The 24543-nt window shown below is 44.4% G+C and carries 28 protein-coding genes; 11 read left to right on the forward strand and 17 right to left on the reverse strand.

The annotated features are described in order from the left end of the window. Positions 1-11: 11 nt before the first annotated feature. The 6 genes from ACLTWA_RS17285 to ACLTWA_RS17310 all read right to left on the reverse strand — a co-directional run bounded on the left by ACLTWA_RS17285 (position 12) and on the right by ACLTWA_RS17310 (position 7332). Positions 12-1400 (reverse strand): MATE family efflux transporter, encoded by a 1389-nt coding sequence (locus ACLTWA_RS17285; RefSeq protein ID WP_412329143.1) that lies wholly within the window; start codon positions 1398-1400, stop codon positions 12-14. Between the two features lie 8 nt (positions 1401-1408). Next, on the reverse strand, positions 1409-1858 hold the full coding sequence (locus ACLTWA_RS17290) for a MarR family winged helix-turn-helix transcriptional regulator (RefSeq protein ID WP_412329144.1): 450 nt from the start codon (positions 1856-1858) through the stop codon (positions 1409-1411). 135 nt (positions 1859-1993) lie between these two features. Further along, positions 1994-4204: an alpha-galactosidase gene (locus ACLTWA_RS17295; RefSeq protein WP_412329145.1), complete on the reverse strand. Its 2211-nt coding sequence runs from the start codon at positions 4202-4204 to the stop codon at positions 1994-1996. 14 nt (positions 4205-4218) lie between these two features. Then, the gene (locus ACLTWA_RS17300; RefSeq protein ID WP_412329146.1) at positions 4219-5049 is read right to left on the reverse strand and encodes a carbohydrate ABC transporter permease; all 831 of its coding nucleotides are present in this window, start codon (positions 5047-5049) and stop codon (positions 4219-4221) included. A gap of 15 nt (positions 5050-5064) precedes the next feature. Continuing rightward, positions 5065-5970, reverse strand: a complete 906-nt coding sequence (locus tag ACLTWA_RS17305) for a carbohydrate ABC transporter permease (RefSeq protein WP_412329147.1) — start codon at positions 5968-5970, stop codon at positions 5065-5067. A 21-nt stretch (positions 5971-5991) separates the two neighbouring features. Then, positions 5992-7332: an ABC transporter substrate-binding protein gene (locus ACLTWA_RS17310; protein WP_412329148.1), complete on the reverse strand. Its 1341-nt coding sequence runs from the start codon at positions 7330-7332 to the stop codon at positions 5992-5994. A 178-nt stretch (positions 7333-7510) separates the two neighbouring features. Between ACLTWA_RS17310 and ACLTWA_RS17315 the strand changes: the two genes are divergently transcribed. Both ACLTWA_RS17315 and ACLTWA_RS17320 read left to right on the forward strand, forming a co-directional pair. Continuing rightward, positions 7511-7681, forward strand: coding sequence for a hypothetical protein (locus ACLTWA_RS17315; RefSeq protein WP_412329149.1), 171 nt, complete (start codon positions 7511-7513; stop codon positions 7679-7681). Beyond that, positions 7674-8582, forward strand: a complete 909-nt coding sequence (locus ACLTWA_RS17320) for an AraC family transcriptional regulator (RefSeq protein WP_412329150.1) — start codon at positions 7674-7676, stop codon at positions 8580-8582. The genes ACLTWA_RS17315 and ACLTWA_RS17320 overlap by 8 nt, the downstream gene beginning before the upstream one ends. A 9-nt stretch (positions 8583-8591) precedes the next feature. Here ACLTWA_RS17320 and ACLTWA_RS17325 read toward each other — a convergent pair whose 3' ends face one another. Continuing rightward, entirely contained in the window at positions 8592-8792 is a 201-nt protein-coding gene (locus ACLTWA_RS17325; RefSeq protein ID WP_412329151.1) for a DUF1858 domain-containing protein, read from the reverse strand. Positions 8793-9040: 248 nt separating this feature from the next. Between ACLTWA_RS17325 and pflB the strand changes: the two genes are divergently transcribed. From pflB to ACLTWA_RS17355, 6 genes are all read left to right on the forward strand, one after another. Further along, positions 9041-11101: a formate C-acetyltransferase gene (pflB, locus tag ACLTWA_RS17330; RefSeq protein WP_412329152.1), complete on the forward strand. Its 2061-nt coding sequence runs from the start codon at positions 9041-9043 to the stop codon at positions 11099-11101. A 12-nt stretch (positions 11102-11113) separates the two neighbouring features. Next, the gene (locus ACLTWA_RS17335; protein ID WP_412329153.1) at positions 11114-11341 is read left to right on the forward strand and encodes a hypothetical protein; all 228 of its coding nucleotides are present in this window, start codon (positions 11114-11116) and stop codon (positions 11339-11341) included. A 36-nt stretch (positions 11342-11377) separates the two neighbouring features. Beyond that, positions 11378-11623, forward strand: a complete 246-nt coding sequence (grcA3, locus tag ACLTWA_RS17340; RefSeq protein WP_412329154.1) for an autonomous glycyl radical cofactor GrcA3 — start codon at positions 11378-11380, stop codon at positions 11621-11623. Between the two features lie 26 nt (positions 11624-11649). Further along, entirely contained in the window at positions 11650-12417 is a 768-nt protein-coding gene (gene pflA, locus ACLTWA_RS17345; protein WP_412329155.1) for a pyruvate formate-lyase-activating protein, read from the forward strand. Positions 12418-12512: 95 nt separating this feature from the next. Continuing rightward, positions 12513-12683 carry a DUF362 domain-containing protein gene (locus ACLTWA_RS17350; RefSeq protein WP_077613191.1) on the forward strand — a complete coding sequence of 57 codons (171 nt, stop codon included), beginning with the start codon at positions 12513-12515 and terminating at the stop codon, positions 12681-12683. Between the two features lie 92 nt (positions 12684-12775). Next, complete coding sequence (locus ACLTWA_RS17355) at positions 12776-13492, forward strand: gamma-glutamyl-gamma-aminobutyrate hydrolase family protein (protein WP_412329156.1); 717 nt, start codon at positions 12776-12778, stop codon at positions 13490-13492. 95 nt (positions 13493-13587) lie between these two features. Here ACLTWA_RS17355 and ACLTWA_RS17360 read toward each other — a convergent pair whose 3' ends face one another. The 5 genes from ACLTWA_RS17360 to ACLTWA_RS17380 all read right to left on the reverse strand — a co-directional run bounded on the left by ACLTWA_RS17360 (position 13588) and on the right by ACLTWA_RS17380 (position 18780). After that, positions 13588-14247, reverse strand: a complete 660-nt coding sequence (locus ACLTWA_RS17360) for a helix-turn-helix domain-containing protein (protein ID WP_412329157.1) — start codon at positions 14245-14247, stop codon at positions 13588-13590. A 182-nt stretch (positions 14248-14429) separates the two neighbouring features. Further along, a complete protein-coding gene (dnaB, locus tag ACLTWA_RS17365) occupies positions 14430-15764 on the reverse strand; it encodes a replicative DNA helicase (protein WP_412329158.1) in 1335 nt (444 codons plus the stop codon). A gap of 11 nt (positions 15765-15775) precedes the next feature. Then, positions 15776-16222, reverse strand: a complete 447-nt coding sequence (gene rplI / locus ACLTWA_RS17370) for a 50S ribosomal protein L9 (RefSeq protein ID WP_412329159.1) — start codon at positions 16220-16222, stop codon at positions 15776-15778. Then, positions 16222-18282: a DHH family phosphoesterase gene (locus tag ACLTWA_RS17375; protein WP_412329160.1), complete on the reverse strand. Its 2061-nt coding sequence runs from the start codon at positions 18280-18282 to the stop codon at positions 16222-16224. The genes rplI and ACLTWA_RS17375 overlap by 1 nt, the downstream gene beginning before the upstream one ends. 111 nt (positions 18283-18393) lie before the next feature. Continuing rightward, a complete protein-coding gene (locus tag ACLTWA_RS17380; protein WP_412329161.1) occupies positions 18394-18780 on the reverse strand; it encodes a LytR/AlgR family response regulator transcription factor in 387 nt (128 codons plus the stop codon). 196 nt (positions 18781-18976) lie between these two features. On the opposite strand from ACLTWA_RS17380, the gene ACLTWA_RS17385 reads away from it, so the two are divergent. Beyond that, positions 18977-19528 carry an NAD(P)H-dependent oxidoreductase gene (locus tag ACLTWA_RS17385; RefSeq protein ID WP_412329162.1) on the forward strand — a complete coding sequence of 184 codons (552 nt, stop codon included), beginning with the start codon at positions 18977-18979 and terminating at the stop codon, positions 19526-19528. Between the two features lie 24 nt (positions 19529-19552). Here ACLTWA_RS17385 and ACLTWA_RS17390 read toward each other — a convergent pair whose 3' ends face one another. Further along, positions 19553-19900 (reverse strand): winged helix-turn-helix transcriptional regulator, encoded by a 348-nt coding sequence (locus ACLTWA_RS17390; protein ID WP_412329163.1) that lies wholly within the window; start codon positions 19898-19900, stop codon positions 19553-19555. A gap of 111 nt (positions 19901-20011) precedes the next feature. Continuing rightward, positions 20012-20365 (reverse strand): winged helix-turn-helix transcriptional regulator, encoded by a 354-nt coding sequence (locus ACLTWA_RS17395; protein ID WP_412329164.1) that lies wholly within the window; start codon positions 20363-20365, stop codon positions 20012-20014. 197 nt (positions 20366-20562) lie between these two features. On the opposite strand from ACLTWA_RS17395, the gene ACLTWA_RS17400 reads away from it, so the two are divergent. Next, positions 20563-21093: an NAD(P)H-dependent oxidoreductase gene (locus ACLTWA_RS17400; RefSeq protein ID WP_412329165.1), complete on the forward strand. Its 531-nt coding sequence runs from the start codon at positions 20563-20565 to the stop codon at positions 21091-21093. A gap of 31 nt (positions 21094-21124) precedes the next feature. On the opposite strand, the gene ACLTWA_RS17405 is transcribed toward ACLTWA_RS17400, so the two are convergent. Continuing rightward, the gene (locus ACLTWA_RS17405; RefSeq protein WP_412329166.1) at positions 21125-21481 is read right to left on the reverse strand and encodes a winged helix-turn-helix transcriptional regulator; all 357 of its coding nucleotides are present in this window, start codon (positions 21479-21481) and stop codon (positions 21125-21127) included. A gap of 117 nt (positions 21482-21598) precedes the next feature. Here ACLTWA_RS17405 and ACLTWA_RS17410 point away from each other — a divergent pair, with 117 nt between their 5' ends. Beyond that, positions 21599-22390: an amidohydrolase family protein gene (locus ACLTWA_RS17410; protein ID WP_412329167.1), complete on the forward strand. Its 792-nt coding sequence runs from the start codon at positions 21599-21601 to the stop codon at positions 22388-22390. A 495-nt stretch (positions 22391-22885) separates the two neighbouring features. Here the strand turns inward: ACLTWA_RS17410 and ACLTWA_RS17415 are convergent, their stop codons facing one another. Both ACLTWA_RS17415 and ACLTWA_RS17420 read right to left on the reverse strand, forming a co-directional pair. Next, entirely contained in the window at positions 22886-23227 is a 342-nt protein-coding gene (locus tag ACLTWA_RS17415) for a P-II family nitrogen regulator (protein WP_412329168.1), read from the reverse strand. A 17-nt stretch (positions 23228-23244) separates the two neighbouring features. Continuing rightward, the gene (locus ACLTWA_RS17420; RefSeq protein WP_412329169.1) at positions 23245-24480 is read right to left on the reverse strand and encodes an ammonium transporter; all 1236 of its coding nucleotides are present in this window, start codon (positions 24478-24480) and stop codon (positions 23245-23247) included. Positions 24481-24543: the final 63 nt, after the last annotated feature.

The raw sequence follows: 24543 nt of genomic DNA on the forward strand, positions 1-24543 counted from the left end.
CATTTACAGCATTAAGAATTCCTGCAGACTTTATTGAGCTTCTTCAATTCATATATAACAAACTGGCTGACAATGAACGCAGAGACAATATCAGCCGCCGGTCCTGCAAACAGCACTCCATCAAGTCCATAGCGAAGCGGCAGGATCAGAATGAGCGGTATCAAAAGCAAAAGCTGCCGCAGCATAGATAACACAGAGGCCTTTAAAGGCTGTCCGGTGGACTGGAAATAGCTGGTCACCACTACCTGAAAACCGGCAGTAAAAATTCCAAGCATATACACCTTTAAGCATTTGACCGCAAACAGGGTAAATTCCACCTCCTGAGTGCCGAACATACTTAAAATCTGTCCTGGAAACAACTGGCAGGCAAGCCAGCCTGCCACAGAAACTGCGGTAGATGCAAAAGCTGCAAGAAGAAACGTTTTCCTTACCCTCTTTGGCTTATTTGCTCCCTTGTTAAATCCAAGGATCGGCTGTGAACCGATACCGATACCAATGCAGAGAGACACAAGTGTCATGCTGATCTTATTGACAATGCCCATAGCACTCAATGCCACATCACCGCCAACTTCCGAATGGTTTCCGTAAAACACCAGGGAATTGTTCATCACCACCTGAAAAATGGTGGAAGCCACCTGAGTGATTCCGCTGGATATTCCAAGAGGAAGCGCTGACCGGAAGATATAAGGATCAATGCGCATATATTTTCTCCGGAATCTCATATTCTTTCCTCTGCGGATAAAATAGGATACCAAAAATGCTGCGGAGATAAACTGTGAGGTTATGGTCGCTAACGCAGACCCGCCGACCCCCCAATGAAGGATAAAAATATAGATAGGATTTAAAATCGTATTTAACACAGCGCCTACAAGGATTGCATACATGGACAGGGCCGGGCTGCCATCGGTTCTTGCCATGTTGCTGAGTACCACGGCAATCATGTTAAAAGGAGTACCAATAAGCATTATAGAGGTATACTCCCTCGCATATCCCAGGGTGTTGGCAGACGCTCCAAACAGCTTCAGCATGGGATCCAGAAACAGAAAGCCAAGAACCATGACAACGATACTGGATATAACGGTCAGCACAAATACCGTACCAAGGGTCTTTTCTGCTTCTTCTTCCTTTTTTTCTCCCAGCTTAATGGCTGCAAAGGCACTTCCTCCTGCTCCCAAAAGGGTGCACAAAGCCAAAACAATGGTGACGATGGGAAATGCGATGGTAGTCGCTGCATTGCCCAGATATCCGATTCCCTGTCCGATAAAGATCTGGTCTACGATGTTATAAATTGAATTCACCAGCATGGAGATGATTGCCGGCATGGCAAACTGCATCAGAAGCTGTCCGATTGGTTTATATCCCAAGGGGTTGTCCCCTTGTGTTATCTTATTTTGTTCCATACAATATGTTATTCCTTTCCTTTTCGGTCTATCATGTGATTCCGGGCATTCTCCGCCATTCTCTTAAGAATCTGCTGTGCCCCGTCACGCTCCTCTTCTGTAAAACCCTCCAAAATTACGTTTTCCCAATCCTCCACGCATTCCCATGTCTTTGCTACCACCGGCTCCGCTTTTTCCGTCGCAAAAATCCTGCGCACCCGCTTGTCCTCTGTCCCCGTTTCTGTCAGAACATACCCCTCTTCCTCCAGCTTCTGGACTGCCCGTGTAGCCGTAGCCTTATCAAAATGTCCAAAAGACGCCAGCTCCTGCAGATTCATACCTGGATTCTTATAAATCTGCAATAAAAAAAACTGTTGTCCACAGCCAATCTGATACAGTGATAATTCGTTTGCATAGTACATATTATTCAGCCTCTGGAGCATCGAGATATATTTCCCGATTTCTCTGTGTTGGCTCATGTATGTCACCTCCAGCCATTCTGTATTCTGCCTTGTTTCGCAAATGGTGATAAACAGCATATCACATATTAGTTGCATTCGCAACCATTATTTTTCACAAGAAAAACCGGACGATTTCATCCGGTTTTTTCTATATTATGCTTTTTCAATCATAAAAAGGAGTGAAGCAAAATCTCCAATATCCTTTGAAAAAAGAGCTCTGTCTATAGGAATTCCAGCATACATCAGCTGATTTCCATAAAAGATTCCGTCTTTACCCCATAAGGAAACCTTATATGGCATTTCTTCGCAAAGCCCCTTTAACTTAAGCTTTAACCAGCCTCCGTTTGCAGGGTTCAATACCTGATAATAAGAAACAATGGCACGGTCCTTTTCCTGCGACACCACCATCCATGCCGTATCATTTCCTTCAAAAGGACTTTTCAGCCGGTAAAATACCCCCTGATGCAGAAGCTTCCGGTTCGCCTTATAAAAGGAAATCTGTTCCTTTACTACCTTTATTTCCTCATCCGTCAAGCGGTTTAAATCCAGCTCATAACCAAACGCTCCAAAAAAGGCCACATCTCCTCTGGTTTTTAAATTAGTCATACGGTGGACCTGGTGATTTGGTACAGCAGAAATATGAGCGCCAATACTGGATATGGGATAAACCATGCTGGTTCCATACTGGATTTTTAACCGGTCCACGGCATCCGTATTGTCGCTGCACCATGCCTGGGGCGCAAAGAAAAGCATTCCCGGATCAAATCTGGCGCCGCCGCTGGCACAGGACTCAAACAGGATCTTTGGGAAATCCCGGATCAGTCTTGTGTACAGGTCATAGACTCCGAGAATGTATTTGTGCATCACCATTCCCTGCCTTCCGGCATCGGTTCCTTTGGAATAGCACTCTGTCAGATACCGGTTCATATCCCACTTGATGTAGGAAATCCGGGCATTACCAATGACCTCCTTTAACATGCCATAAACTGCATCCACCACTTCTTTTCTGGAGAAGTCCAGCACATGCTGCCGCCTGCTTGGAGTCTCATACCGTCCGGGAACAGATAATATCCAATCTGGATGGGCCTCATAAAAACGGCTGTTTTTATTGACCATCTCCGGTTCAATCCATAACCCGAAGGATAAGCCCATGGCTTCAATTTTTTCAGACAGGCCGCGGATGCCGCCAGGAAGCTTTTCCTTGTTGACGAACCAGTCGCCCAGACTTCTGTCATCGTCGTTGCGTTCTCCAAACCAGCCGTCATCTAAGACAAACAGCTCCACACCGGTTTCTTTTGCCTTTTTGGCAATGGATAATATCTTTTCTTCATTGAAGTCCATGTAGGTGGCTTCCCAGTTATTTAAAAGCACCGGCCGTTCCCGGTCTCTCCAATATCCTCTGGCAAGCCTTGTTCTGTACAGGCGGTGATAGACCTGGCTCATAAAGTTTAAGCCCTGTTCCGAATAAACCATAACGAGCTCCGGCGTCTGAAAGGACTCCCCGGCATGTAACGGCCATTCCAGGGTATCCGGATGGATTCCCATAAGAATTCTTGTGGTGTCATGGGAACAGACCTCCGCCTGCCCCAGAAAGCTGCCGCTGTATACCAGGCTGAACCCGTATACTTCTCCGCTGTGTTCCGTGGTTTCCCTTCTGGCAAGGGCCAGAAACGGGTTATGCTCTGCACTGCTGATTCCTCTCATGCTGTAGACTGCTGTGATCCCCTGTTCCAGCGGACGTCTCTTTACGTACCGCTCCCTTGACCATGCACCCGACAGCTGGATCATATCATAATCACTGTCAGGCAGATCCACCCCACCGCTCATTGCCGCTGTCAGAACAATGGATTCCTTCCCGCTGTGGTCAAACCGGGCATTTCTCGTAAGTACCGGCATATCTTTCCATATGGTATACGTAAGAATCAGGTCTGTATCCATTACCTCATCATGCAGCAGGATCTTTAAGGTCTCAGCTTCTTTTTCCGATTCCACATACGTGGAGGGCAGGGGTTCGATGGACGGCTTTCCATCTTCTATGGAATGTGACACATAGGTAAAGCCAGTGATCCTGCTGCCATTTTCCTGCTTGATCACACAGGCTCCATACCGGTAGTCTCCGGTGCCGTAAGCCGGATACTCCTGCTTTGTGTACTGGAGACACAAGTCTACCGGCCGGGAACAGCTGATGGCCGCGTGGGGACGCTCTCCCGTTTCAAATAAATAAGCAAAGGAATTCCTGTCCGTAATGCGTTTTCCATAATAGAGATTGCCAAGCTGTCCATTCCCCATAATCTGAATGATATAGCTGAAATATTCATTGGACAGATGGAACTGTCTGGCTTCTTCGTGGTAAATAATTGGCATAGTGTAAGCTCCTTTTACAATTTTCCTCCGGATGTTGCAATTCCTTCCATGAACTGCTTCTGAAATAAGAGGTATATGATGATCATGGGAATACAGGCCAGCAATGACGCTGCCATCAATTCCGGATAATTTGTTACAAACTGTCCCTGCAGCTTTGCAAGGGCAGCTGATAAGGGCATGGTGTTCTGCTCCGTATTGACCACCAGAGGCCACATTAAATCCTTAAATGCAAACAATGCGGTAAATATCCCCAGCGCCACCATAGAAGATCTTGTAAGGGGCGCCATTATATAAAGAAAGGTCTGCCCGATATTACATCCATCAAGTCTTGCGGCTTCTTCCAGAGAAGCCGGCAGCGCCATGTATGCCTGCCGGAGTAAAAATGTTCCGAAAGCAGTTACCAGCCCCGGAAATAGAAGGCCAAACCAGCTGTTTAACATTCCAAGCCTGCTTACCATTAAATACTGAGGAATAATAAAAATCTGGGTGGGAACCATCATCTGGAACAGAACCAGGGAGAACGCAAGATTTTTTCCTCTGAAATGAAGCCGTCCAAAGGCATACCCTGCCGTAGTGGCTGTAAAAACAGCACAGAAGACCCGTCCTGCAATCAATACTAACGTGTTCCAGTACAAACGGAAAAAGTTCATTTTCCCCGTAACCGACAGAAATGCATCCGTTCTCCAAATGGTCGGAAAGATGATAAAAGGATTCATCTGGGTTGCTTCCGAAGTACTCTTAAAAGCCGTTAATATCATCCATAGAAAAGGTACCAGCATAATGACGGACCCTGCAAAAAGAATCACGTAAATAAGGCTTGCCTTTAATTTTCTGCTCTTATCCATCCTTTTCTCCTCTCCTTACCCATAATTTACCCACTTCTTCTGACACACCACCTGAATTGCCGTAATGACAAGAATGACCGCAAGAAGGAGCATGACAATGGATGAGCCGTACCCTTTATTTCCTTCTATAAAGGAATATTTATAGAAAAGATAGACCAGAGACTGTGTCTTTTCCAGTGCCGGATTGCTTTTGTCCATCATCATATAGATGCTGTCAAATACCTGCATGGCTCCGATCACTCTGGTTACTGTCACAAAGAACATGGTCGGGGAGATCAGGGGCAGGGTGATATAAAAAAACTGTTTCACTCCGCTTGCACCGTCAATCTGGGCCACCTCATAATAATCTCTTGGAATCTCCTTTAACCCTGCAATAAAAAGCACCATGTTATAGCCGATTACAGACCATATTCCTACGACTGCTACCGATATATAGGCGATATGCGGATTGGATATCCAGTTTACGGAAGAAATCCCCATACGGTCAAGCAAATGATTCAACAGCCCGAACTCCGAATTATAAAGCCACCTCCACACCATGGCAACTGCTGCCGGAGCTGCCACCATCGGCAGAAAGTATATGGTTCTCCATACCGATTTTCCCTTTATCTTTCCATCCATCAATACGGCCAGCAAAAGTGCGGCGGCGATGGAAACGGGCACCTCCACCAAAGCATATTTACAGGTATTTATAAGCGCCTGCCATACGGCGGCATCTTTGAAAAGTTTTTCATAGTTTTGAAATCCAATGAAAATATTGCCTTTCCCAAATGCACCGGTCTTAAAAAAGCTCTGGAAAACGGTCTGGAAAATCGGGATGATGTTTAAAATCACCAGACCGGCCATGGTGGGAAGCAAAAACAGCCACCCCCATAAAAATTCACTTCTGGCCCGCCTGGATCCCTTTAATTTTATATTCATGCAGCTCCTCCTTGCATTTTCCTACTCCTCCGCCAGAATGGCATTCATCTCCTGATCGATCTCCTTACACACCTCCTCTGTGCTCTTTGTTCCGTTCCAGGCATCGATCAGCTTCTCATGAATCATGTTGCTCCATGCAAGAGTGGATTTTGAATACGGACGGATCACCAGATCATCCATCATATCCAGATAGGCCTTTAAGTGAAAGTCCGGATAGGCTTTTACCCAGTTTTCTGTGGTTCCTTTGTATGCGGAGATAACCACACCAAGGTCTGACTGCTTCTGCTGCGCTTCCTTGGAGCCCATATATTCAATCAGCTTCCAGGCTTCCTCCGGCATGGAAGTGTTGGCCGATGCGGCCCAGCCAAGCCCGTTGTAGATGGTGGCTCTTCTGCCGGTTTTCCCACCCTTTGGAAGTACGGCAATGTCACAATTAGCTTTTACATAGTCATTGTTGCAAAGCTCCGCAAGCATCCAGGAGCCCTGTGTGATCATGGCCACCTTTCCCGCTTCAAATAATGCCTCTTCCGTATTCTCAGCAATCACCTCATAAGGCGGTGCATAACCGGCCCTCATAAGATCGGTCAGAAAGGTCAGGGCTTTAATGGTCCCTTCCTGACTGAATCCGGAGGTTTTCTTGTCATCACTTATTACATAACCACCCATATCGTAAACAATGTTGTTCCAGCCTGCCTGGTCATTGGTGGGCCTGATGGCAAATCCATACTGGCTTCCATCGGGTTTGGTCAGCTTTTTTGCAGCTTCTGCAAAAGTATCCCAGGTCCAGCTTTCATCCGGATAACCAATTCCTGCTTCATCAAACATGGTCTTATTGTACCAGAGGGCAATGGTATCAATATCTTTTGGAACCGCATATTGCTTTTTCCCTTCCCAGTTATAGATTTCCACGATTTCTTTTGGGAATTTATCCATCTCAAGTCTGTCACTGGACTTGATCCTGTCCGTCAAATCAAGCAGCATCTCGTACTGGGAGTACCTAGCGATCTCATTGGAATGCATCCAGAACACATCCGGAAGGGAACCTCCTGTTGCTCCTGCTTCCAGCATGGTCCAGTACTGTTCCCATGGAGTCACCTGAATCTGAGCCTTAATCCCGGTCTCTCTGGTAAAGTCATTCATTATCTCTGTCAGCCCCGGCTCCTGATTCTTATCCCAGATTGCTACCGTAAGAGTCCCTGCCCCTGGGGCCTTTGCCGGTTCTTTGGAGTTATCCGCCTCCTGCTTTGCATTCCCGGAAGCGGAAGATACCGGATCTTTTGCAGCCTGCCGGCTGGTGCAGCCCATAAGCACTGCCGCAGCAATTGCTGCCGCAGCCACTGTAAATCCCCATTTACGTTTCATTTTGCTACCTCCCAATCACTTATTATTTTATATAGTTTTTCTTTTTAAATCCAATACTTTTTGTATGTTTTTTATGTTATACTATAATTATATAAAAACATTTATACAAATAATATAGTTTTATGTGGCGGTTACATGGCATTTTGTTGCGTTTTTCAATTTTCACTTTTGAGCTGCTATGGATATGAAAGACGCAGCTCTTACGCTTGTAGAGACCATGGGAGCAGGCATATTAAGACTTTCTTTTCTTATATATAATTTGCAGGTCATAACGGCTTTGGGTATCATAGGCCCAATAGATATTGGAGAAAAATGTCTGACGGAACGGAGGTGGCATTTCATTGACTGAAAAACAAACGACCTACAAAAATGTTGCAGGATTCCGCTGTTTAAGAAATATCAAGCGGCAGACCAATGATCTGTTTTTAGTCCATTGCGGGATACAAAAGTGCTCAAAGGGCTACACCTATGATCACAAGATTCCCAACGAATACCATCTTCACTTCATTCTTGATGGAGCAGGCACTCTGATTGTCGGCGAAAAACAGTATGATTTAAAAACCGATGATATCTTTTTAATTCCCAAAGGAATCCCTATCCGCTATTATGCGGATTACGAAACCCCATGGGAATATATGTGGATCACCTTTGACGGAGAGATGGCAAAAGCCTATTTAAGTTATGCCGGCTTATCTGCCGGAACACCTGCCATTCATTCCCAGATTCCCACCCAGGTCTACATGCCCATGATCCAGAAGATACTGGATCTAAACCAGCTGACCTTTGTCAATGAGATCCGGCGTGTTGGATATTTATATGAAATCTTATCCACTTTGATTGAAATGCAGAGTTCCCTAAAAAAAAGCCGGAAAAAACAATACGATTATTCCATTGATACTTATGTGGAATATGCCCTCCAGTACATCAGATCCCATTACGACCACATCACCGTCCAGAACATCGCAGATTATATTGGAATCAACCGTTCCTATCTGACAGCTATTTTTAAAAAGAAGCTCCATGTGTCACCAAAGGAATATTTAATGAGATACAAACTTAACATCGCCGCCAGTCAGCTGACAGAAACCTCGTTATCCATTCAGGAGATCGCTGCCGCCATCGGATACGATAATCCTTTCACATTTTCAAAGATATTTAAACAGGAATATGGAATGAGTCCCAGACATTACCGGGAAAAGAAAAGGGAAAGCAAAAAACAGGAGGCCAGCCCTTACGGACCGCCTCCTTAAGCAAATTCATTATCTATCTGCCAGCACTTCGTTGATCTGGGAAACCAGAACATCGCAGTCTATTCCATGAACCATGCAGGCTTCTTCCAAAGATTCTCCCTGAGAGGAAGGACAGCCAAGGCAATGCATTCCTGAACGCATTAAAATCGGTGCGATACAGTCATCAACCTGAAGCAATGAGCCAATTAACATATCTTTATCAATTTGCATATTGTATACCTCCTTAAAAAATGTACATATTGTCTTTATAATATAATACTTTTCCTCCTAATACGCAAGACTTATTTGAATTGACACGTTTTGCTTTTGGTAACTTTTTCTCAATAATAAGGATTGACATTGTATACAGTATTCATATATAATGTATTCATACAAAGATTGTAGGAAATATAATCTTTGCTGACACCTGTTTTTTCATATCAATAAAAATAAAAGAACTTTTATGGAGGTACACTACTATGAGATCAGAATGGAGATCCTTTAAAGGCGGCGCCTGGGAACGTGAAATCAACGTCAGAGACTTTATACAGAAGAATTACACTCCCTATGACGGCGATGATTCCTTCCTTGCAGGACCAACCAAAGCAACGAAAGAGCTATGGGCACAGGTCCTGGAGTTATCGAAAAAAGAAAGAGAAGCCGGCGGCGTACTGGATATGGACACAAAAGTTGTTTCCACTCTCACTTCCCACGGTCCAGGTTACTTAAATAAGGAAACAGAAAAGATCACAGGCTTCCAGACCGATAAGCCATTCAAGCGTTCCCTGCAGCCTTACGGCGGCGTGCGTATGGCAGAAAAGGCCTGTGCCGACAACGGATATACCCTTGATCCTGAAATCAAGGAATTCTTTACCACACACAGAAAGACACACAATGCAGGCGTTTTCGATGCCTACACTCAGGAAATGCGTGACTGCCGTTCCAGCCATATCATCACAGGACTTCCGGATGCATACGGCCGTGGACGTATCATCGGTGACTACCGCCGTGTGGCTCTTTACGGAATCGACCGTTTGATTGAAGACAAAGAAGAACAGAAGAATACCACACCGAGCGCAATGACCGCTGACGTTATCCGGGACAGAGAAGAATTATCCGAGCAGATCCGTGCGCTTAAGGATTTAAAGAAGCTTGGTTCCATCTACGGCTTTGATATTTCCAAGCCGGCAGCAAACGTACAGGAGGCCATTCAGTGGACTTACCTGGCTTACTTAGCTGCTGTTAAGGAACAGAACGGTGCTGCCATGTCCCTTGGTCGTACTTCCACCTTCATTGATGTTTATGCAGAAAGAGATCTGGCAGAAGGAACCTTTACCGAGGAACAGATTCAGGAATTTGTGGATCACTTCATTATGAAGCTGCGCCTTGTGAAATTTGCCCGTACACCGGAATACAATGATTTATTCTCCGGAGATCCTACCTGGGTAACAGAATCCATTGGCGGTGTTGGTATCGACGGACGTCATCTGGTTTCAAAAATGTCCTTCCGTTATCTGCACACCTTAAGCAACCTTGGAACTGCTCCGGAACCGAACTTAACCGTTCTCTGGTCCACAAGACTTCCGGAAAACTTTAAACGTTTCTGTGCTAAGACCTCTATTGAATCCTCTTCCATCCAGTATGAGAACGATGATTTAATGAGAGTGACCCATGGCGATGATTATGCCATTGCCTGCTGTGTTTCTTCCATGAGAGTCGGCAAAGAGATGCAGTTCTTCGGTGCCCGCGCCAACCTTGCAAAATGTCTTTTATACGCAATTAACGGCGGTGTCGATGAGATCACAAAGAAGCAGGTAGGTCCAAAATACCGTCCGATCACTTCTGAATACCTGGATTATGACGAAGTGATGGAATCCTACAAGCAGATGATGAAGTGGCTGGCTTCTGTCTATGTAAACACATTGAACATCATTCACTACATGCATGACAAATACAGCTATGAGCGCATTCAGATGGCTCTTCATGATAAAGAAGTAACCCGCTGGTTTGCAACCGGAATCGCAGGACTTTCCGTTGTAGCAGATTCCCTTTCCGCAATCAAATTTGCAAAGGTAAAAACAATCCGCGACGAAAACGGCATTGTCACTGATTATGAAGTAGAAGGTGATTTCCCGAAATACGGCAACAATGATGACCGTGTTGACCAAATTGCCCATGATCTGGTTCACACATTTTTAACTTATGTAAAGGAAAACCATACTTACAGAAATGGTATTCCTACAACCTCTATCCTGACAATTACCTCTAACGTAGTATATGGTAAGAACACAGGCGCAACTCCTGACGGACGTAAGAAGGGCGATGCCTTTGCACCTGGTGCAAACCCAATGCACCACAGAGATACTCACGGTGCTGTCGCTTCCCTGGCATCGGTTGCAAAGCTTCCATTTAAGGATGCTCAGGATGGTATCTCCAATACCTTCTCCATCATTCCAGGTGCTCTTGGTAAGGAAGACAAGATTTTCTCAGGAGATTTAGAGGTTGATTTAGAGCTGGCTCTCAGCGAAGACCAGAAGTAAGGAGTGGCTGTTATGGCAGATCCGAAAAGCAAACAGATTGATGATATTGTCTCCATGCTTGATGAATTCATGACCGGTAACGGCGGACATATGAACATCAAGGTTACAGAAGACGGTACCATAAACGCCGATAAAACAATGGCGAAAACAGTAACTACCATGAATTCCACAGACTGCGGGGAGGGAGACCAGGCATGTAAAGTGCCTACCCTGTTCCTCGGTCTGGACCAGGAAGACTAACAACACACAGACGAATCAAATAAGGAGGATAACACAATGGCAAATATCAGCACATCTCAGATCAACAATCTTGTAAACTTATTAGACGGTTATGTAGAAGAAGGCGGACATCATTTAAACGTCAACGTCTTCACCCGTGAAACACTTTTAGATGCACAGCAGCATCCGGAAAACTATCCGCAGCTTACGGTACGTGTCTCCGGTTACGCAGTAAACTTTATCAAATTGACAAAGGAACAGCAGGATGAAGTCATTTCCCGTACGTTCCACGACAGAATATAAACAAAAGTAAAGAAGGCGGATCAATCATGACAGGACGTATCCATTCCATTGAAAGTTTTGGTACCGTTGACGGACCGGGTGTGCGCATGGTAGTCTTTTTCCAGGGCTGCCCCATGCGCTGCCAGTACTGCCATAATCCGGATACCTGGAAGATGGCAGGCGGTACGGAAATGACGGTTGAAGAAATTTTAAAGCAATATGAGTCGTCCCGGAACTTCTACCGGGGCGGCGGCCTGACGGCCACCGGCGGAGAACCTCTCATGCAGCTTGAGTTTGTAACGGAACTGTTTGAGGCTGCAAGAAAGAAGGACATTCATACCTGTCTAGACACCTCAGGGGTGACATTCCGGCGGGATGACAAAGAGCTCCTGAAAAAGATGGAGCGGCTCCTTGAATCCACCAGTCTTGTCATGCTTGATCTGAAACACATTGACAGCGAAAAACACAAGCCGCTGACTGGACATTCCAATGATAATATCCTGGACTTTGCACGGTATTTAGACGAGAAGTCTGTTCCGGTCTGGATCAGGCATGTGGTTGTTCCGGGAATTACGGATCATGCTTCCGATCTATACCGGCTTGGACGTTTCATCGGAGAGCTTAAGAACGTCAAAGCACTGGATGTTCTTCCTTACCATGACATGGGGAAGGTGAAATATGAAAGCCTTGGAATGGACTATCCGTTAAAGGATGTCCCCCCGTTATCACAGGAAGAAGGCATTGCAGCGAAGAAAATCATCTTAAGCGGGATCAGGGACACACGATTAGGCAAACCTAACCCTTCTTGCTCCTAAAATTATACATGAAATGCAGTGTTTTCTACTTGATTAATTTTTATTAATAGTATAAAATATAGAAAAATGTATAGAATATAAGGAGGTTATTTATCATGGCACGTGTTATTAGTGATGCTTGTGTTAGTTGCGGAACCTGCGAAGGTGAGTGCCCAGTAAGTGCAATCAGCCAGGGTGATTCTCAGTTTGTTATTGATGCTGATTCCTGCATCGATTGCGGCGCTTGCGAAGGCGTATGTCCAACTGGAGCAATTTCTGAAGCTTAATTATGAATACATAAATGCCTCTCCCTTTTGGGAGAGGCATTTTGTTGTATCTCCCGGTCTTCTGCCGTGATAAAAGAAAGGATGGTTTTTATATGAGAAAGCCTCTCATTGGTCTGACCCCTATTCACGATACCGATACTCATGATATTAAAATGCGTCCTACCTATCTAAAGGCGTTAAAAGCCGCTGGAGCCATTCCTGTGGTAATGCCCTTAGATGCTTCCGAAGATGATTTCAGGCAGCTTGCAGAGACATTTGACGGGTTCCTGTTCACCGGAGGCCCTGACGTTCACCCGTTTTTATTTGGAGAGGAAACACAGGCACACTGTGGTAATGTTTCTTATGAAAGAGATCAGATGGAACTTTCCCTGCTCCCTCTCATCATGAACCTTGGAAAGCCGGTTCTTGGCATCTGCCGGGGAATCCAGATCCTTAACATCGCCCTTGGCGGAAATATCTGGCAGGATATACCGTCTCAGGTAAAGCAGGACTTCCCCATCGCCCATTCCCAGCCTTTCCGCTACAACCTGCCCAGCCACACGGTTACTTTAACAGAAGGCAGCCTTCTTTCAAAGCTTGCCAAAGAAAAGACCTTAAAGGTCAACAGCATGCACCATCAGGCAATAAAGGACGTTGCTCCGGGTCTGACAGCTACGGCTTATTCTCCTGACCAGATGGTGGAAGGCGTGGAAATGCCCGGGTATCCTTTTTTTCTTGGAGTGCAGTGGCATCCGGAATATCTTTGGGAGAAAGATGAAATGGCGTTTCGACTGTTTCAGAATTTCGTAGAAGCTTGTAAAAATAATTGATTTGCATAAAATCCGCAGTTTACACTTTCAGTGGCAACTGCGGATTTTTGCCTTGGCAGGTTTATCTGCTTCTTTTATCTGAAAGTAGTGTGAGATTATAGCTTTTTTCCATTTCTCCCGAACTTTTTTTTACGGTTAAAAAATGGGATCTTTGAAGCCGCTGCTTCTGCACGGCCTTTATTATCCTTTTGATAGGTTCTTAAAAGCTCGTCCAATTGCTTATAACGCTCTTCTTCTTTTTCTTCTTTTAAATTCATTAAGTACTGCATTTCCTTAATGACCTTATCATTGACCAGACAGCTCACATCCTGACTCAGCTGCTCGTTATTCACCTCTAAGGCCCGTCCAATGATGTGATTCATGATTTCCTGAAACTGTTCCATTTTATTCTGAGCAATGGAAACCTGCGCTGTATTATGTACGTCCAGGCCCGTCTCGCCTTCCTGACCAGATATCTTACCCTCTTTTAACTCCTGGGTAATCTGGCCCTCCAGTAAATCGTCGGGGATAATGGGGTCTTCACTGTCCTCGATGACCTTATCAAGCGCTGTTTTAATGGCTTTTAACTGATATCCCTTTTCCTTCAAGTCTTTGATCTGCTTGAACAAATGGATGTGTGCCTCCGTGTAATACCGGTGCCCCATCTCATTTCTGGGAATGTCTAATTGAAGCTCGTCCTCCCAGTATCGAAGGACATGGGATTCCACATCGACCTTTCTCGATGCATCCGATATTAAGTAATGTATCTCAGCCATAGCTATATCCTCTCCTTTGGTTCGTTTAGTTTTCATAACCTTACTATTTATATCATATGCTGGTTTGATACAGATTATGAATATTATATGGAAATTTTTCAGGAGATTGGAATAAATTTTCAGGGTTAAGGATAAGCAGATAAATTTGCTTTTCCTTAACCTTGGCTTTTTTTCTATCCGGTTTATTGCCGGGCCATGTTTGCAAACTTCGTATACTCCGGTCTCCAGACCAGATTCACAGTACCTATAGGACCGTTACGCTGTTTTGCAATGATGACTTCCGCAATATTGGGCATATCAGTATCTTTGTTATAATAATCATCACGGTATAAAAACATGACCACATCCGCATCCTGCTCAATGGCTCCGGATTCTCGAAGGTCAGACAGCATGGGGCGGTGGTCAGGCCTTGTTTCGCAGGCCCGGCTGAGCTGGGACAAAGCGATGACAGGGGCATTCAATTCTCTTGCAAGGGCCTTTAAGGACCTTGAGATCTCCGAGATCTCCTGCTGGCGGTTTTCTCCGCCTTTTCCGCTTCCGCTCATAAGCTGCAAGTAGTCAATAATCACCACACTAAGACCGTATTCCAGCTTCATCTTCCGGCATTTGGAACGGAGCTCCATAATGGAAATACCGGGCGTGTCGTCGATGATCAGCTTGGAGTTGCCGATGACTCCGATTCCTTCCACAACCGCATCCCAGTCGGTATCCGACAGGGTACCGGTTCTCAGCTTCTGGGAATCTACATTGGATTCCATGGCTAACATACGGTTTACCAGCTGCTCCTTGGACATCTCCAAGCTGAATACCATGGCCGGCAGCCCCTTTTTTACAGCTACATGATCCACCAGGTTCAGTACGAATGCCGTCTTACCCATGGAAGGGCGGGCAGCAATTAAGATGAAATCCGAAGGCTGCAGACCGGAGGTCTTGTAGTCCAAGTCAATAAAGCCCGTTGGTATACCCGTTACGGTACCCTGGTTTTTCGATGCTTCCTCGATCTTCTCCAATACATTCATGGCAACCTGCCGGATCGGAACAAATTCACCGGAGTTACGGTTCTGAAGAAGATCAAAGATGGTCTTTTCCGTTACCGCCATAATGGTTTCCAGAGACTCTTTTCCAGCATAACAGGTGTTGGCGATTTCTTCATTTACCTTGATTAACCGCCTTAATACCGCTTTCTCCCTTACAATGTTCGCATAGGACTTCACATTGGCTGAGGTAGGAACTGTGGTGATGATGTCTCTTACGAATTCAAGACTGTACACTTCCGGCGGGACGTCCTTTGCCTTTAGCCGGTTTTGAAGGGTTACTAAGTCCACCGGCAGATTCTCATTAAAAAGCTCCAGCATGGCCTCAAACATGATGCCATACTGGTGCTGGTAAAAGTCTCCTGCAGAAACGATTTCGGAAGCCGCGATGATCGCATCCCGGTCCATCAGCATGGAACCGATCACAGACTGCTCCGCCTCGATGCTGTGGGGGAGCACCCGTTTGATCAGGGCATCATCCATGATTTTTCCTCCTAGCTTTCCACTACTTTAACAATCAGCTTTGCAGTTACTTCTTTATGCAGTTTGATAGGAACTTCATGAGAACCAAATGTTTTTAACGGTTCCGGAAGTATCAGTTTCTTTTTGTCTATTTCAAAGCCAAGCTGGCTCTGGATTGCCTGGGAAATCTCTTTTCCTGATACGGAACCAAACGCTCTTCCGCCTTCTCCTGCACGTATGGACAAGGTGATTGAGGATTCCCCGATTTTTTTCGCAAGCTCTTTTGCAGCTTCCAGCTGCTCTGCCAGAATCCTGGCTTCATTGGCCTTCTGCAGCTTCAAATCGTTTAAATTCTTGGAAGTAGCTTCAATTCCCAGCTTTTTCGGGAGAATGTAATTTCTTGCATAACCGTCGTTTACTTTAACAATCTGTCCTTTTTTTCCCAATGCTTTTACGTCTTCTAATAATACAATATCCATTATGATACGTCTCCCTTCTCTATCATCTCTTTAATAACCGCTTTCAAGCGTTTTTTTGCTTCTTCTATGGTGACATCTGCAAGCTGTGCGCCTGCAATGGTCCGGTGGCCTCCGCCTCCCAGTTTTTCCATCATGACCTGAACATTGACTTCATCAATGGAACGGGCGCTTAAATACACCGTATTGTTATGATAAGACATGACGATTGAGGCCTTGATCCCGGAAATGTCCAACAGCTCATTGGCTGCCTGGGCCCCAACCACCGTGGGGCTTCCGATTCCTTCTGAGGGGCATACGCTGATTGCAAAACAGCCTTCAAAAATCTCTGCTTCACGAACCGCTTCCGCCTTTGCTTTATAATCGTTAATATTATCCCTGAACAGCTTTCTTACACGAACCACGTCTGCACCGTTTCTCTTTAAAAATGCAGCCGCCTCAAAGGTCCTCACTCCGGTCTGATTGGTGAAGTTCTGGGTATCGATGACGATTCCGGCGTAGAGCGCATCTGCCTCTGCTGATTTGATCTTGATTCCGTCAGCAATGTATTGAAGGACTTCCGCAACCATCTCACAGGCAGAGGAAGCATACGGTTCCACATAAGACAGAACCGCATTGTCAATGATCTCACTGCTCTGTCTGTGATGATCCAGAACCACGATGGTCTTAACCATGCGCAAAAGCTCCGGCGCATCGGTGATGCTTGGCCGGTTCACATCCACTACGACCAAAATCGTATTGGCATCTACCAGCTCCGCCGCTTTTGCTCCGGTTAAGAATATATCATCCGGATAATCCGGATTGCCGATAAACCGTTCCTGTATGGGCCGTACGGAGGTAGTCACTTCATTAATAATAATATTGGCTTTTTTATTCATAGCCGTGGCAATACGGTAAATACCAACTGCCGCTCCAAAGGAATCCACGTCGGTCAGACGGTGTCCCATAATCAAAAGACGGTCCTTGGTCTCCATCAGTTCCCGCAGAGCATGGGCTTTTACACGGGCTTTTACACGGGTCGTCTTTTCCACCTGGGGCGCTTTTCCGCCGAAAAACTGGATCCTCTCACCGTCTTTGACAACGGCCTGGTCTCCGCCCCGTCCCAGAGCCATATCGATGGCAATTCTTGCAAAATCGTAATTCCGGTAATAGCTGTCTCCGTTCATACCAAGGCCAATGCTTAAGGTAACTGCCATCTCATTGCCGATGTTGACGGCCTTAACCTCTTCCAGAATGGAAAAACGGTTTTCTTTCAGTTCCTCCATATAGGACTGTTTTATGGCGATAAAGTATTTATCCTTTTCCAGCTTTTTTACAATTCCGTTTAAGTTGGTGATGTACTTTGTAATCTTACGGTCAATCAAAGCCGTAAGCAGAGAACGGCGGACTTCCTCCACGCTTTCTAAAGCTTCCTCGTAATTATCCAGATAGATCAGGCCTGCGACCATCTTCTGGTCATCTACCATCTTCTTATAAGTAAGGATCTCCGTTTCATCAAAAAGGTAGACCGCCACCAGCATCTCTCCGGAGGCGTCCATATCCACGGTCTGAGCAATATTCTGTGACGAACCTTTCATGGAAACCGCTTTTAAACGTATCTGATAATTTCGTTCATTGCGTACGGTGTGAAGAACGGCCGTACCGTTCTTAAGCTTTAATGCTTCCTTCGTGATCTCCGGGAATATGGTCATAAGATTCTTTCTCGTGACTTTCAGAGGTTTTTCTTCCCCCAGCACCTCAGATAAGGCTGCATTTCCCCATAGAATACGTCCATCTTCATCCGCTATTCCATATGGAAGTTCCATATCCGTAAGAAAGTTCTTCTGCATCCAGGAATATTCCGCTGAAAATTCCACCAGGCCGCCGAGCAGACGTTTTCTCCTGTAAGTATAGAGCCATAATGCAATTCCAATATACAAAAGTGTGAATAAGGCCATGATAATTCCCGCTTTTGCACTTGCTGCTCCAATTACTACATTGGCTGCAATCCACAGTACACTCAGATAAAGCGGCCACTGCATATAAGTCCTCAGCTGCCCCCTTATTTTAAACTTCTCATTCATGTCTTTCTCCTTATGGAAAAAAAGGTCTTTTTTCACTATCTCCATATTATAACATAGGAAACGTGGTTCGTCCATTAAAATGAACCCCTGCTCCCACAGACCTTAGACAAATTAAAAAAACGAACCGTTCCTTCCATATTCCCGTTTATACCGTTCAACCATTTTTATAATCTGCGCTTTTGTATATGGTTTTGTGATAAATCCATAAGCCCGGATCTTCCATGCCTCCAGGGAAAATCCGGGGATACCGGAAAGCAGCACTACTTCCGGCGGGTCCGGCAATTCATAAAGCTTTGCCGCAAGAGTAATGCCGCTGATGTCCGGCATGACAACATCTGAAAATACCAGGTCTATGGGATTCTCTTTTATATACTGCATGGCTGCAACTGCATCTGTGAAGCTTCCGCACAGTTTGACCTCTCTTATTTCCTTTAAAATGCATGTCAGTTTTACCAGTAATTCCTCTGAATTATCGATCACCACTGCCCTGATTGCCATAATGCCTCCCTGGGTCCTTTACATCTCTTTCTATTTTGCAATGAGATTCCTAGTTATACGATTATTTATGATCTGCTTCCATGGAAATGGAACGAAGTATCTAACTATTTTGTTAGTACCCCACAAAATAGTGGGTTCTTGTTTTATTATAACAAACACAATAAAGTTTAAATATAAATTATAAGGAGGTATTTCAATGAAAACATTAATCATCGCAGCCCACTCAGATATTACAAAATCAGTCGTCAACAAACGGTGGATCATGGAACTGGAAAAATATCCGGAAAAATATACGGTGCATGAGTTATCCTCATCATATCCAGATGGAAAAATTGATGTGGAGAAAGAACAAAGGCTGGTGGAAGAACACGGGAACCTAATTCTTCAATTCCCTATATATTGGTTCTCCGGCCCTCCCATTCTTAAAAAATGGCTTGATGAAGTACTTACGTATGGCTGGGCGTATGGCAGAAATGGCGGGGATAAGCTGGCGAATCGAAAGATTGCTTTGGCTGTAACTGCCGGTATTAGAAAAGAAGATTATGAGGAAAACGGCAGATACCGTTATACTCTTGAACAGTTACTTGCACCGTATGAAACCACTTTTCGCTATTATTGCCATGCCGATTACCGCTCATTGTTTGCATTTTACAGCTCAGAAATAATCCCCGGGGAAGAATACACGTCTACTGCAGAGGAGATAGAAAAAAGCGCAAAAGACTATCTAAACTTCATTTCGGGAATATAGGGGATAATATTGATAAAGAAAGGGTCAAATGACAGGGTCCTGATTCTTCTTCCCCCAATCGCACATCATGTTTAAGATGGGGAGCAGAGATTGTCCACGCCCGGTTAAGGAATACTCTACTTTGGGAGGAATCTGAGGGTATTCCCTGCGTTCAATGATGCCATCAGCCATTAGCTCTTTCAACATAACGCTTAAGGTCTTAAAGGAAATAGTTCCTATATGCCGGTGAAGTTCATTGTGCCTTAATACCTTGTGTTCCGCAAGCAAATACATTATGGTCATTTTATATTTCCCGCCGATGATTGACAGGGTATAATGAAAACCAGTATTTTTTAGAGCAGTTCCCGGCACAGCGCATCCAGTATTATTCATATATTCAATTCTCCTATACGGTATTTATATAGCATACTTTATTTTTATACTACATAATACCATCGTGCCGGATACCGTGTCAATGCGGCCATACGGATTAAAGTGGTTCTATTATAATCCGTGTTCCAGCAGTTCTACAGCTTCTCCCTGCTGCTGCCGCATTTTAATATTATCTCTGCCCCAGCTACACATAACGTCAATGATTTTATTGGCTGTAATTCCATATTCCGTTATATAATATTCCACCTTTGGGGGCATTTGATTGTATACATGCCGTCCTACGATACCATCCCTCTCCAGCTCACGAAGCTGCTGTATAAGAACCTTTTGGGAAACATCCGGAATAAGACGCTGCAATTCTCCGGTTCTTTTAGTTCCCGACATCAGCAAGCATACGATTAAAGCTTTCCATTTTCCGCCGAGTATTTCAAGGGTTGCCTCGATCCCTAAATTATATTGTTTCATTGTCCCTGCCTCATATATATTAAGAACCTCCGGGGTTCACTAGCTACTGATATTATCACATATTTTTTCTGCTACGTCTAATACATACCTTGAAGTAAGTATTTTACTGACTTTATTGTATGTATTTACTAATTGGAGCTTGTGAATGATAATAGATTCATAAATTTAAAAGCACCTGGAAAGGAAAATGAATTATTATGAAAACACTAGTCATTATAACACATCCCAGCATTGACGATTCAAGGGTAAACAAACGGTGGAAGCAGGAATTAGTCCGATACCCAAAGGAAATTGAAATCCATGAGCTTCACAAGGAATATGCCGACTGGAACATTGACGTTGAAAGAGAACAGCAACTGTTGGAGGCACATGACCATATCATCTTACAGTTCCCCCTATATTGGTACAGTTATCCGCCTTTATTAAAAAAGTGGATGGACAATGTTTTTACTCACGGATGGGCGTATGGCTCAAAGGGGAACAAATTGAACGGCAAAAGATTCGGCATAGCAATGTCCATAGGAGATAAGAAAGAAAACTACTCTCCCGCCGGTTCAGTTTCTTTTACGGTGGAGGAAGTAATTACACCGTTCAAAGCCAGCATGATACACATTGGAGCGGCTGCGCTTCCATACTTTGCCGTTTTCGGTTCCTCGTTCCAGGCAAGTGAGGAAGAGATCGATCAGAGTGCAAAAGACTATATTCAATATATATTTAATTCCAGATAACCCGCTTACGCACATTTATAAGCATTGACCATTATACCTGGGAGTTGTCCTGGGGGTTCTTAAATTTAGTATTTTGTCTGCCCCAATCACACATGGCCATGACGATCGGAATAAGACTTTCCCCTTTGGGAGTGAGAGAATACTCAACTTTGGGAGGAACCTGAGGGTATTCTTTTCGCAAAACAATGCCCTCTTGCTCCAATTCTTTTAATTGGGTACTTAACATCTTATGGGTAATTTTATCTATATTTTTTTTCAGAACATTATATCTTGCCGGAGCCATACAGGCAAGAAAATAAATAATTTTCAATTTCCATTTCCCACTTACAATTGATAATGTATATTCAAAAGGTTCCTTATTGCTTATAAAGCATATTTTTTCAGCCATGATTTAGCTCTCCTTTTCGTAAGTATACTACAAAAAAGTACGTTCTTCCCTTTTCATATGAAACTATTATAATATAAAGCAAAGGATAATTCAACTCACAGAAAAGAGGATATATTTATGATTATTGACGGACACTCACACATTACTTTGCCGGTTGAGGAACATATAAAAGCAATGGATGCAGCCGGGATTGATAAAACTGTTTTATTCTCCACAACCTTTCATCCGGAAGCAGCCAAAGATTTTACCGAGGTCCAATCCTCTATGGAGTTTCTGCATGAGATGTTGGCCGGGAAAAAAGGCTCTATGGTGGAGGTGCGGCAAAAGGCCGTATCGGAGCTTATGGGTGCATTGAAACAATATCCCGACCGCTATATCGGTTTTGGCGCGGTTCCTGCGGGTCTTGAACTAAAACCCACTCTTCAATATGTCGCCGAAAATATTCAAAATAACCACTTGGCAGGAATGGGAGAATTTACACCCGGCAGTGGGCAAATACATCTTTTAAAAAATGTTTTCAAAGCTTCCCAGGAGTTTTGCAGCCTTCCAATCTGGATACACGCATTTTTTCCACTGACATTTCAGGATATAAAAGATATTTCAGAGTTAGCAAGAGATTATCCTGAAACTCCTGTCATTTTAGGGCACCTGGGAGGAAGCAACTGGCTTGAAACGGTTGCACTTGTAAAGGAAGTTTCTAATTTATACCTGGATACGTCAGCATATTATTCCACATTTGTTCTGGCAAGCATTATCAATGAAGTGCCGGAAAAATGTTTCTTTGGAGTAGACCACCCCTTTGGTGATTTACAGATATCTAAAAACACCATTTTACAATTTGCAAAGACGCCTGCCATTGCAAATGCGGTTTTAGGAGAAAATATAGCACGGTTATTGAAAATAATGTAGATACTTATTAAAAAGACAGCCGATTTATATACACACGCATCGGTCAATAAAAAGAAAAAAGGACATCGTTCAACAGGTGCAGTAATTATATAAAGGGTACAATCAAAACTATTGGCCTTACAATACACCAATGCTATATTAGCACTACAAAAGGAACAACCGTATGAATAGAAAATTCCACCCGATACCGGTCAATGCGACTATGAACATACCAAAGGCCATAAGGTCTTTAAGTCCTATTTCACCCGCACCACCTCCCATCTATGTATGATGGAAGGCCAACATCCTTGCAGTGACACGTTTTCCATGGCCGCAGGTCTCTTGCTCCAGTTCCCTTGTGGTTTATTTTTTGGAAAACGGCAGCTTTGTCCTTTTGTCATGAGATAGGAAAACCTTTGATTTTTAACTACATCAATAATGCCGCAGATCCTTCTTTTTAAAAACATAGGATCTGCGGCATTATTATTATTATAGTAGAAACAGCTTTTTTAAGAACTACTTAATTGCGTCTTCCCCGCGCTCTCCGGTACGAATGCGGACCGCATCCTGAATATCGGAAATGAAGATCTTTCCATCACCATATTCTCCGGTATACGCCTTTTTTGTAATTGCATCAATAACGGCTTCTGCCTGTGCATCAGGAACTACCATTTCGATCTTTATTTTAGTAAGGAAGTTATAGTCTATTTCCGCGCCACGGACAAATTCTGTCCAGCCCTTCTGATTGCCGCAGCCCATGACCTGCATAATGCTTAAGCCGTTTAATTTCAGTTTATCCATAATTTCTTTAATGTCTTCCAGCTTTTCCGGCCGGATAAATGCTTCAATTTTCTTCATGTAACGATCCCCCTTTATTAATCCATTCCATTAAATGCAGGATAAGCAGTTTCTCCATGCTCCGAAGTATCAAGACCAGTCACCTCATCTTTGTTTGAAACCTTGATTCCCTTTGTTATGAGAGATGCAATCTTAGCCGCCACTAAGGTTCCTACGATGGCAATGACGATGGTGATAAGGATTGCTGCAATCTGGCGAAGGAATAAGGTAGTATCCCCAAAAACAAGGCCATTCCACGGTGCCGCGGAATTAATACTGGTGTGAGCAAAAATACCAGTTGCAATGCCGCCCCAGATCCCGCCGATTCCGTGACAGCCGAACACATCAAGGGCATCGTCATATCCAAACTTTGGCTTAATTACATTGATGAAGAAATAACAGATCGGACTTACCAGGGCTCCGATGAGAATTGCCGCCCAGATGGGGACAAACCCTGCACCAGGGGTTATGGCTACCAGACCGATTACAAGACCCGTGGAAGTTCCAACCAGAGTCGGTTTTCCATTCTTGACCACTTCAATGAGTATCCAGGAAAGGAGCGCAGAAGCCGCTGCCGTGTTGGTGGTCATAAATGCATGAGCGGCAAGCTCATTGGCTGCCAGGGCGCTTCCTCCGTTAAAGCCAAACCAGCCGAACCACAAAAGAGCTGCACCAAGAAATACAAAGGGTACGTTGTGGGGGTGGTACGGTGCCTTTCCTAAATTCCTGCGCTTTCCAAGAAGAATTGAAAGCACCAGAGCACTTACACCGGAACTGATGTGAACCACGTTGCCGCCGGCAAAGTCAATGGAACCGATCTGGAACAAATAACCGCCGCCCCATACCATATGAGCCAGAGGATAATAAACAATGATAGACCACAATGCCACAAATATTACCAGAGAGGAAAATTTCATTCGCTCTGCAACCGCACCGGTAATAAGTGCCGGAGCAATGATGGCAAACATCATCTGAAAGATGGCAAATACAAGGGTGTTAGGGTAAGGGTGTGTGGTGTCACCAAAGGTATCGAAGTTAAGACCAAACCAGTTAAGATTTCCGATGATACCTCCAATATCTCCGCTGAAGGAGAGAGAGAAACCGATCAAAACCCATAAAACGGATCCAATGCCCATCATAATGGCTGATGACATTATAGTATTTACAACATTTTTTCGTTTTACCAGACCTCCGTAAAAAAATGCCAGCCCCGGGGTCATAATAAATACGAGAGCAGAACAAATCAGCATCCATGAAAAATCTCCGTGATCCATAAAAAAGCACCTCTTTCTTTAATTTTTGGTAAAAAAATTAAGCCATAACCTTGTGCGACACTG

This window comes from Lacrimispora sp., from assembly GCF_046972725.1.
In the GTDB taxonomy this organism is placed as follows: Bacteria; Bacillota; Clostridia; order Lachnospirales; family Lachnospiraceae; genus Lacrimispora.

Coding starts and splice junctions, on each gene's coding strand:
- ACLTWA_RS17375 (WP_412329160.1), bottom strand. CDS start 18,282: ATGAATGAGAAGTTTAAAATAAGGGGGCAGCTGAGGACTTATATGCAG.
- ACLTWA_RS17380 (WP_412329161.1), bottom strand. CDS start 18,780: ATGGCAATCAGGGCAGTGGTGATCGATAATTCAGAGGAATTACTGGTA.
- ACLTWA_RS17405 (WP_412329166.1), bottom strand. CDS start 21,481: ATGGCTGAAAAAATATGCTTTATAAGCAATAAGGAACCTTTTGAATAT.
- pflB (WP_412329152.1), top strand. CDS start 9,041: ATGAGATCAGAATGGAGATCCTTTAAAGGCGGCGCCTGGGAACGTGAA.
- ACLTWA_RS17325 (WP_412329151.1), bottom strand. CDS start 8,792: ATGCAAATTGATAAAGATATGTTAATTGGCTCATTGCTTCAGGTTGAT.
- ACLTWA_RS17415 (WP_412329168.1), bottom strand. CDS start 23,227: ATGAAGAAAATTGAAGCATTTATCCGGCCGGAAAAGCTGGAAGACATT.
- ACLTWA_RS17295 (WP_412329145.1), bottom strand. CDS start 4,204: ATGCCAATTATTTACCACGAAGAAGCCAGACAGTTCCATCTGTCCAAT.
- dnaB (WP_412329158.1), bottom strand. CDS start 15,764: ATGGATGATGCCCTGATCAAACGGGTGCTCCCCCACAGCATCGAGGCG.
- ACLTWA_RS17310 (WP_412329148.1), bottom strand. CDS start 7,332: ATGAAACGTAAATGGGGATTTACAGTGGCTGCGGCAGCAATTGCTGCG.
- ACLTWA_RS17390 (WP_412329163.1), bottom strand. CDS start 19,900: ATGAATAATACTGGATGCGCTGTGCCGGGAACTGCTCTAAAAAATACT.
- ACLTWA_RS17290 (WP_412329144.1), bottom strand. CDS start 1,858: ATGAGCCAACACAGAGAAATCGGGAAATATATCTCGATGCTCCAGAGG.
- ACLTWA_RS17335 (WP_412329153.1), top strand. CDS start 11,114: ATGGCAGATCCGAAAAGCAAACAGATTGATGATATTGTCTCCATGCTT.
- ACLTWA_RS17315 (WP_412329149.1), top strand. CDS start 7,511: ATGGATATGAAAGACGCAGCTCTTACGCTTGTAGAGACCATGGGAGCA.
- ACLTWA_RS17285 (WP_412329143.1), bottom strand. CDS start 1,400: ATGGAACAAAATAAGATAACACAAGGGGACAACCCCTTGGGATATAAA.
- ACLTWA_RS17420 (WP_412329169.1), bottom strand. CDS start 24,480: ATGGATCACGGAGATTTTTCATGGATGCTGATTTGTTCTGCTCTCGTA.
- ACLTWA_RS17400 (WP_412329165.1), top strand. CDS start 20,563: ATGAAAACACTAGTCATTATAACACATCCCAGCATTGACGATTCAAGG.
- ACLTWA_RS17385 (WP_412329162.1), top strand. CDS start 18,977: ATGAAAACATTAATCATCGCAGCCCACTCAGATATTACAAAATCAGTC.
- ACLTWA_RS17360 (WP_412329157.1), bottom strand. CDS start 14,247: ATGGCTGAGATACATTACTTAATATCGGATGCATCGAGAAAGGTCGAT.
- ACLTWA_RS17305 (WP_412329147.1), bottom strand. CDS start 5,970: ATGAATATAAAATTAAAGGGATCCAGGCGGGCCAGAAGTGAATTTTTA.
- pflA (WP_412329155.1), top strand. CDS start 11,650: ATGACAGGACGTATCCATTCCATTGAAAGTTTTGGTACCGTTGACGGA.
- ACLTWA_RS17410 (WP_412329167.1), top strand. CDS start 21,599: ATGATTATTGACGGACACTCACACATTACTTTGCCGGTTGAGGAACAT.
- ACLTWA_RS17300 (WP_412329146.1), bottom strand. CDS start 5,049: ATGGATAAGAGCAGAAAATTAAAGGCAAGCCTTATTTACGTGATTCTT.
- ACLTWA_RS17355 (WP_412329156.1), top strand. CDS start 12,776: ATGAGAAAGCCTCTCATTGGTCTGACCCCTATTCACGATACCGATACT.
- ACLTWA_RS17395 (WP_412329164.1), bottom strand. CDS start 20,365: ATGAAACAATATAATTTAGGGATCGAGGCAACCCTTGAAATACTCGGC.
- grcA3 (WP_412329154.1), top strand. CDS start 11,378: ATGGCAAATATCAGCACATCTCAGATCAACAATCTTGTAAACTTATTA.
- ACLTWA_RS17350 (WP_077613191.1), top strand. CDS start 12,513: ATGGCACGTGTTATTAGTGATGCTTGTGTTAGTTGCGGAACCTGCGAA.
- rplI (WP_412329159.1), bottom strand. CDS start 16,222: ATGGATATTGTATTATTAGAAGACGTAAAAGCATTGGGAAAAAAAGGA.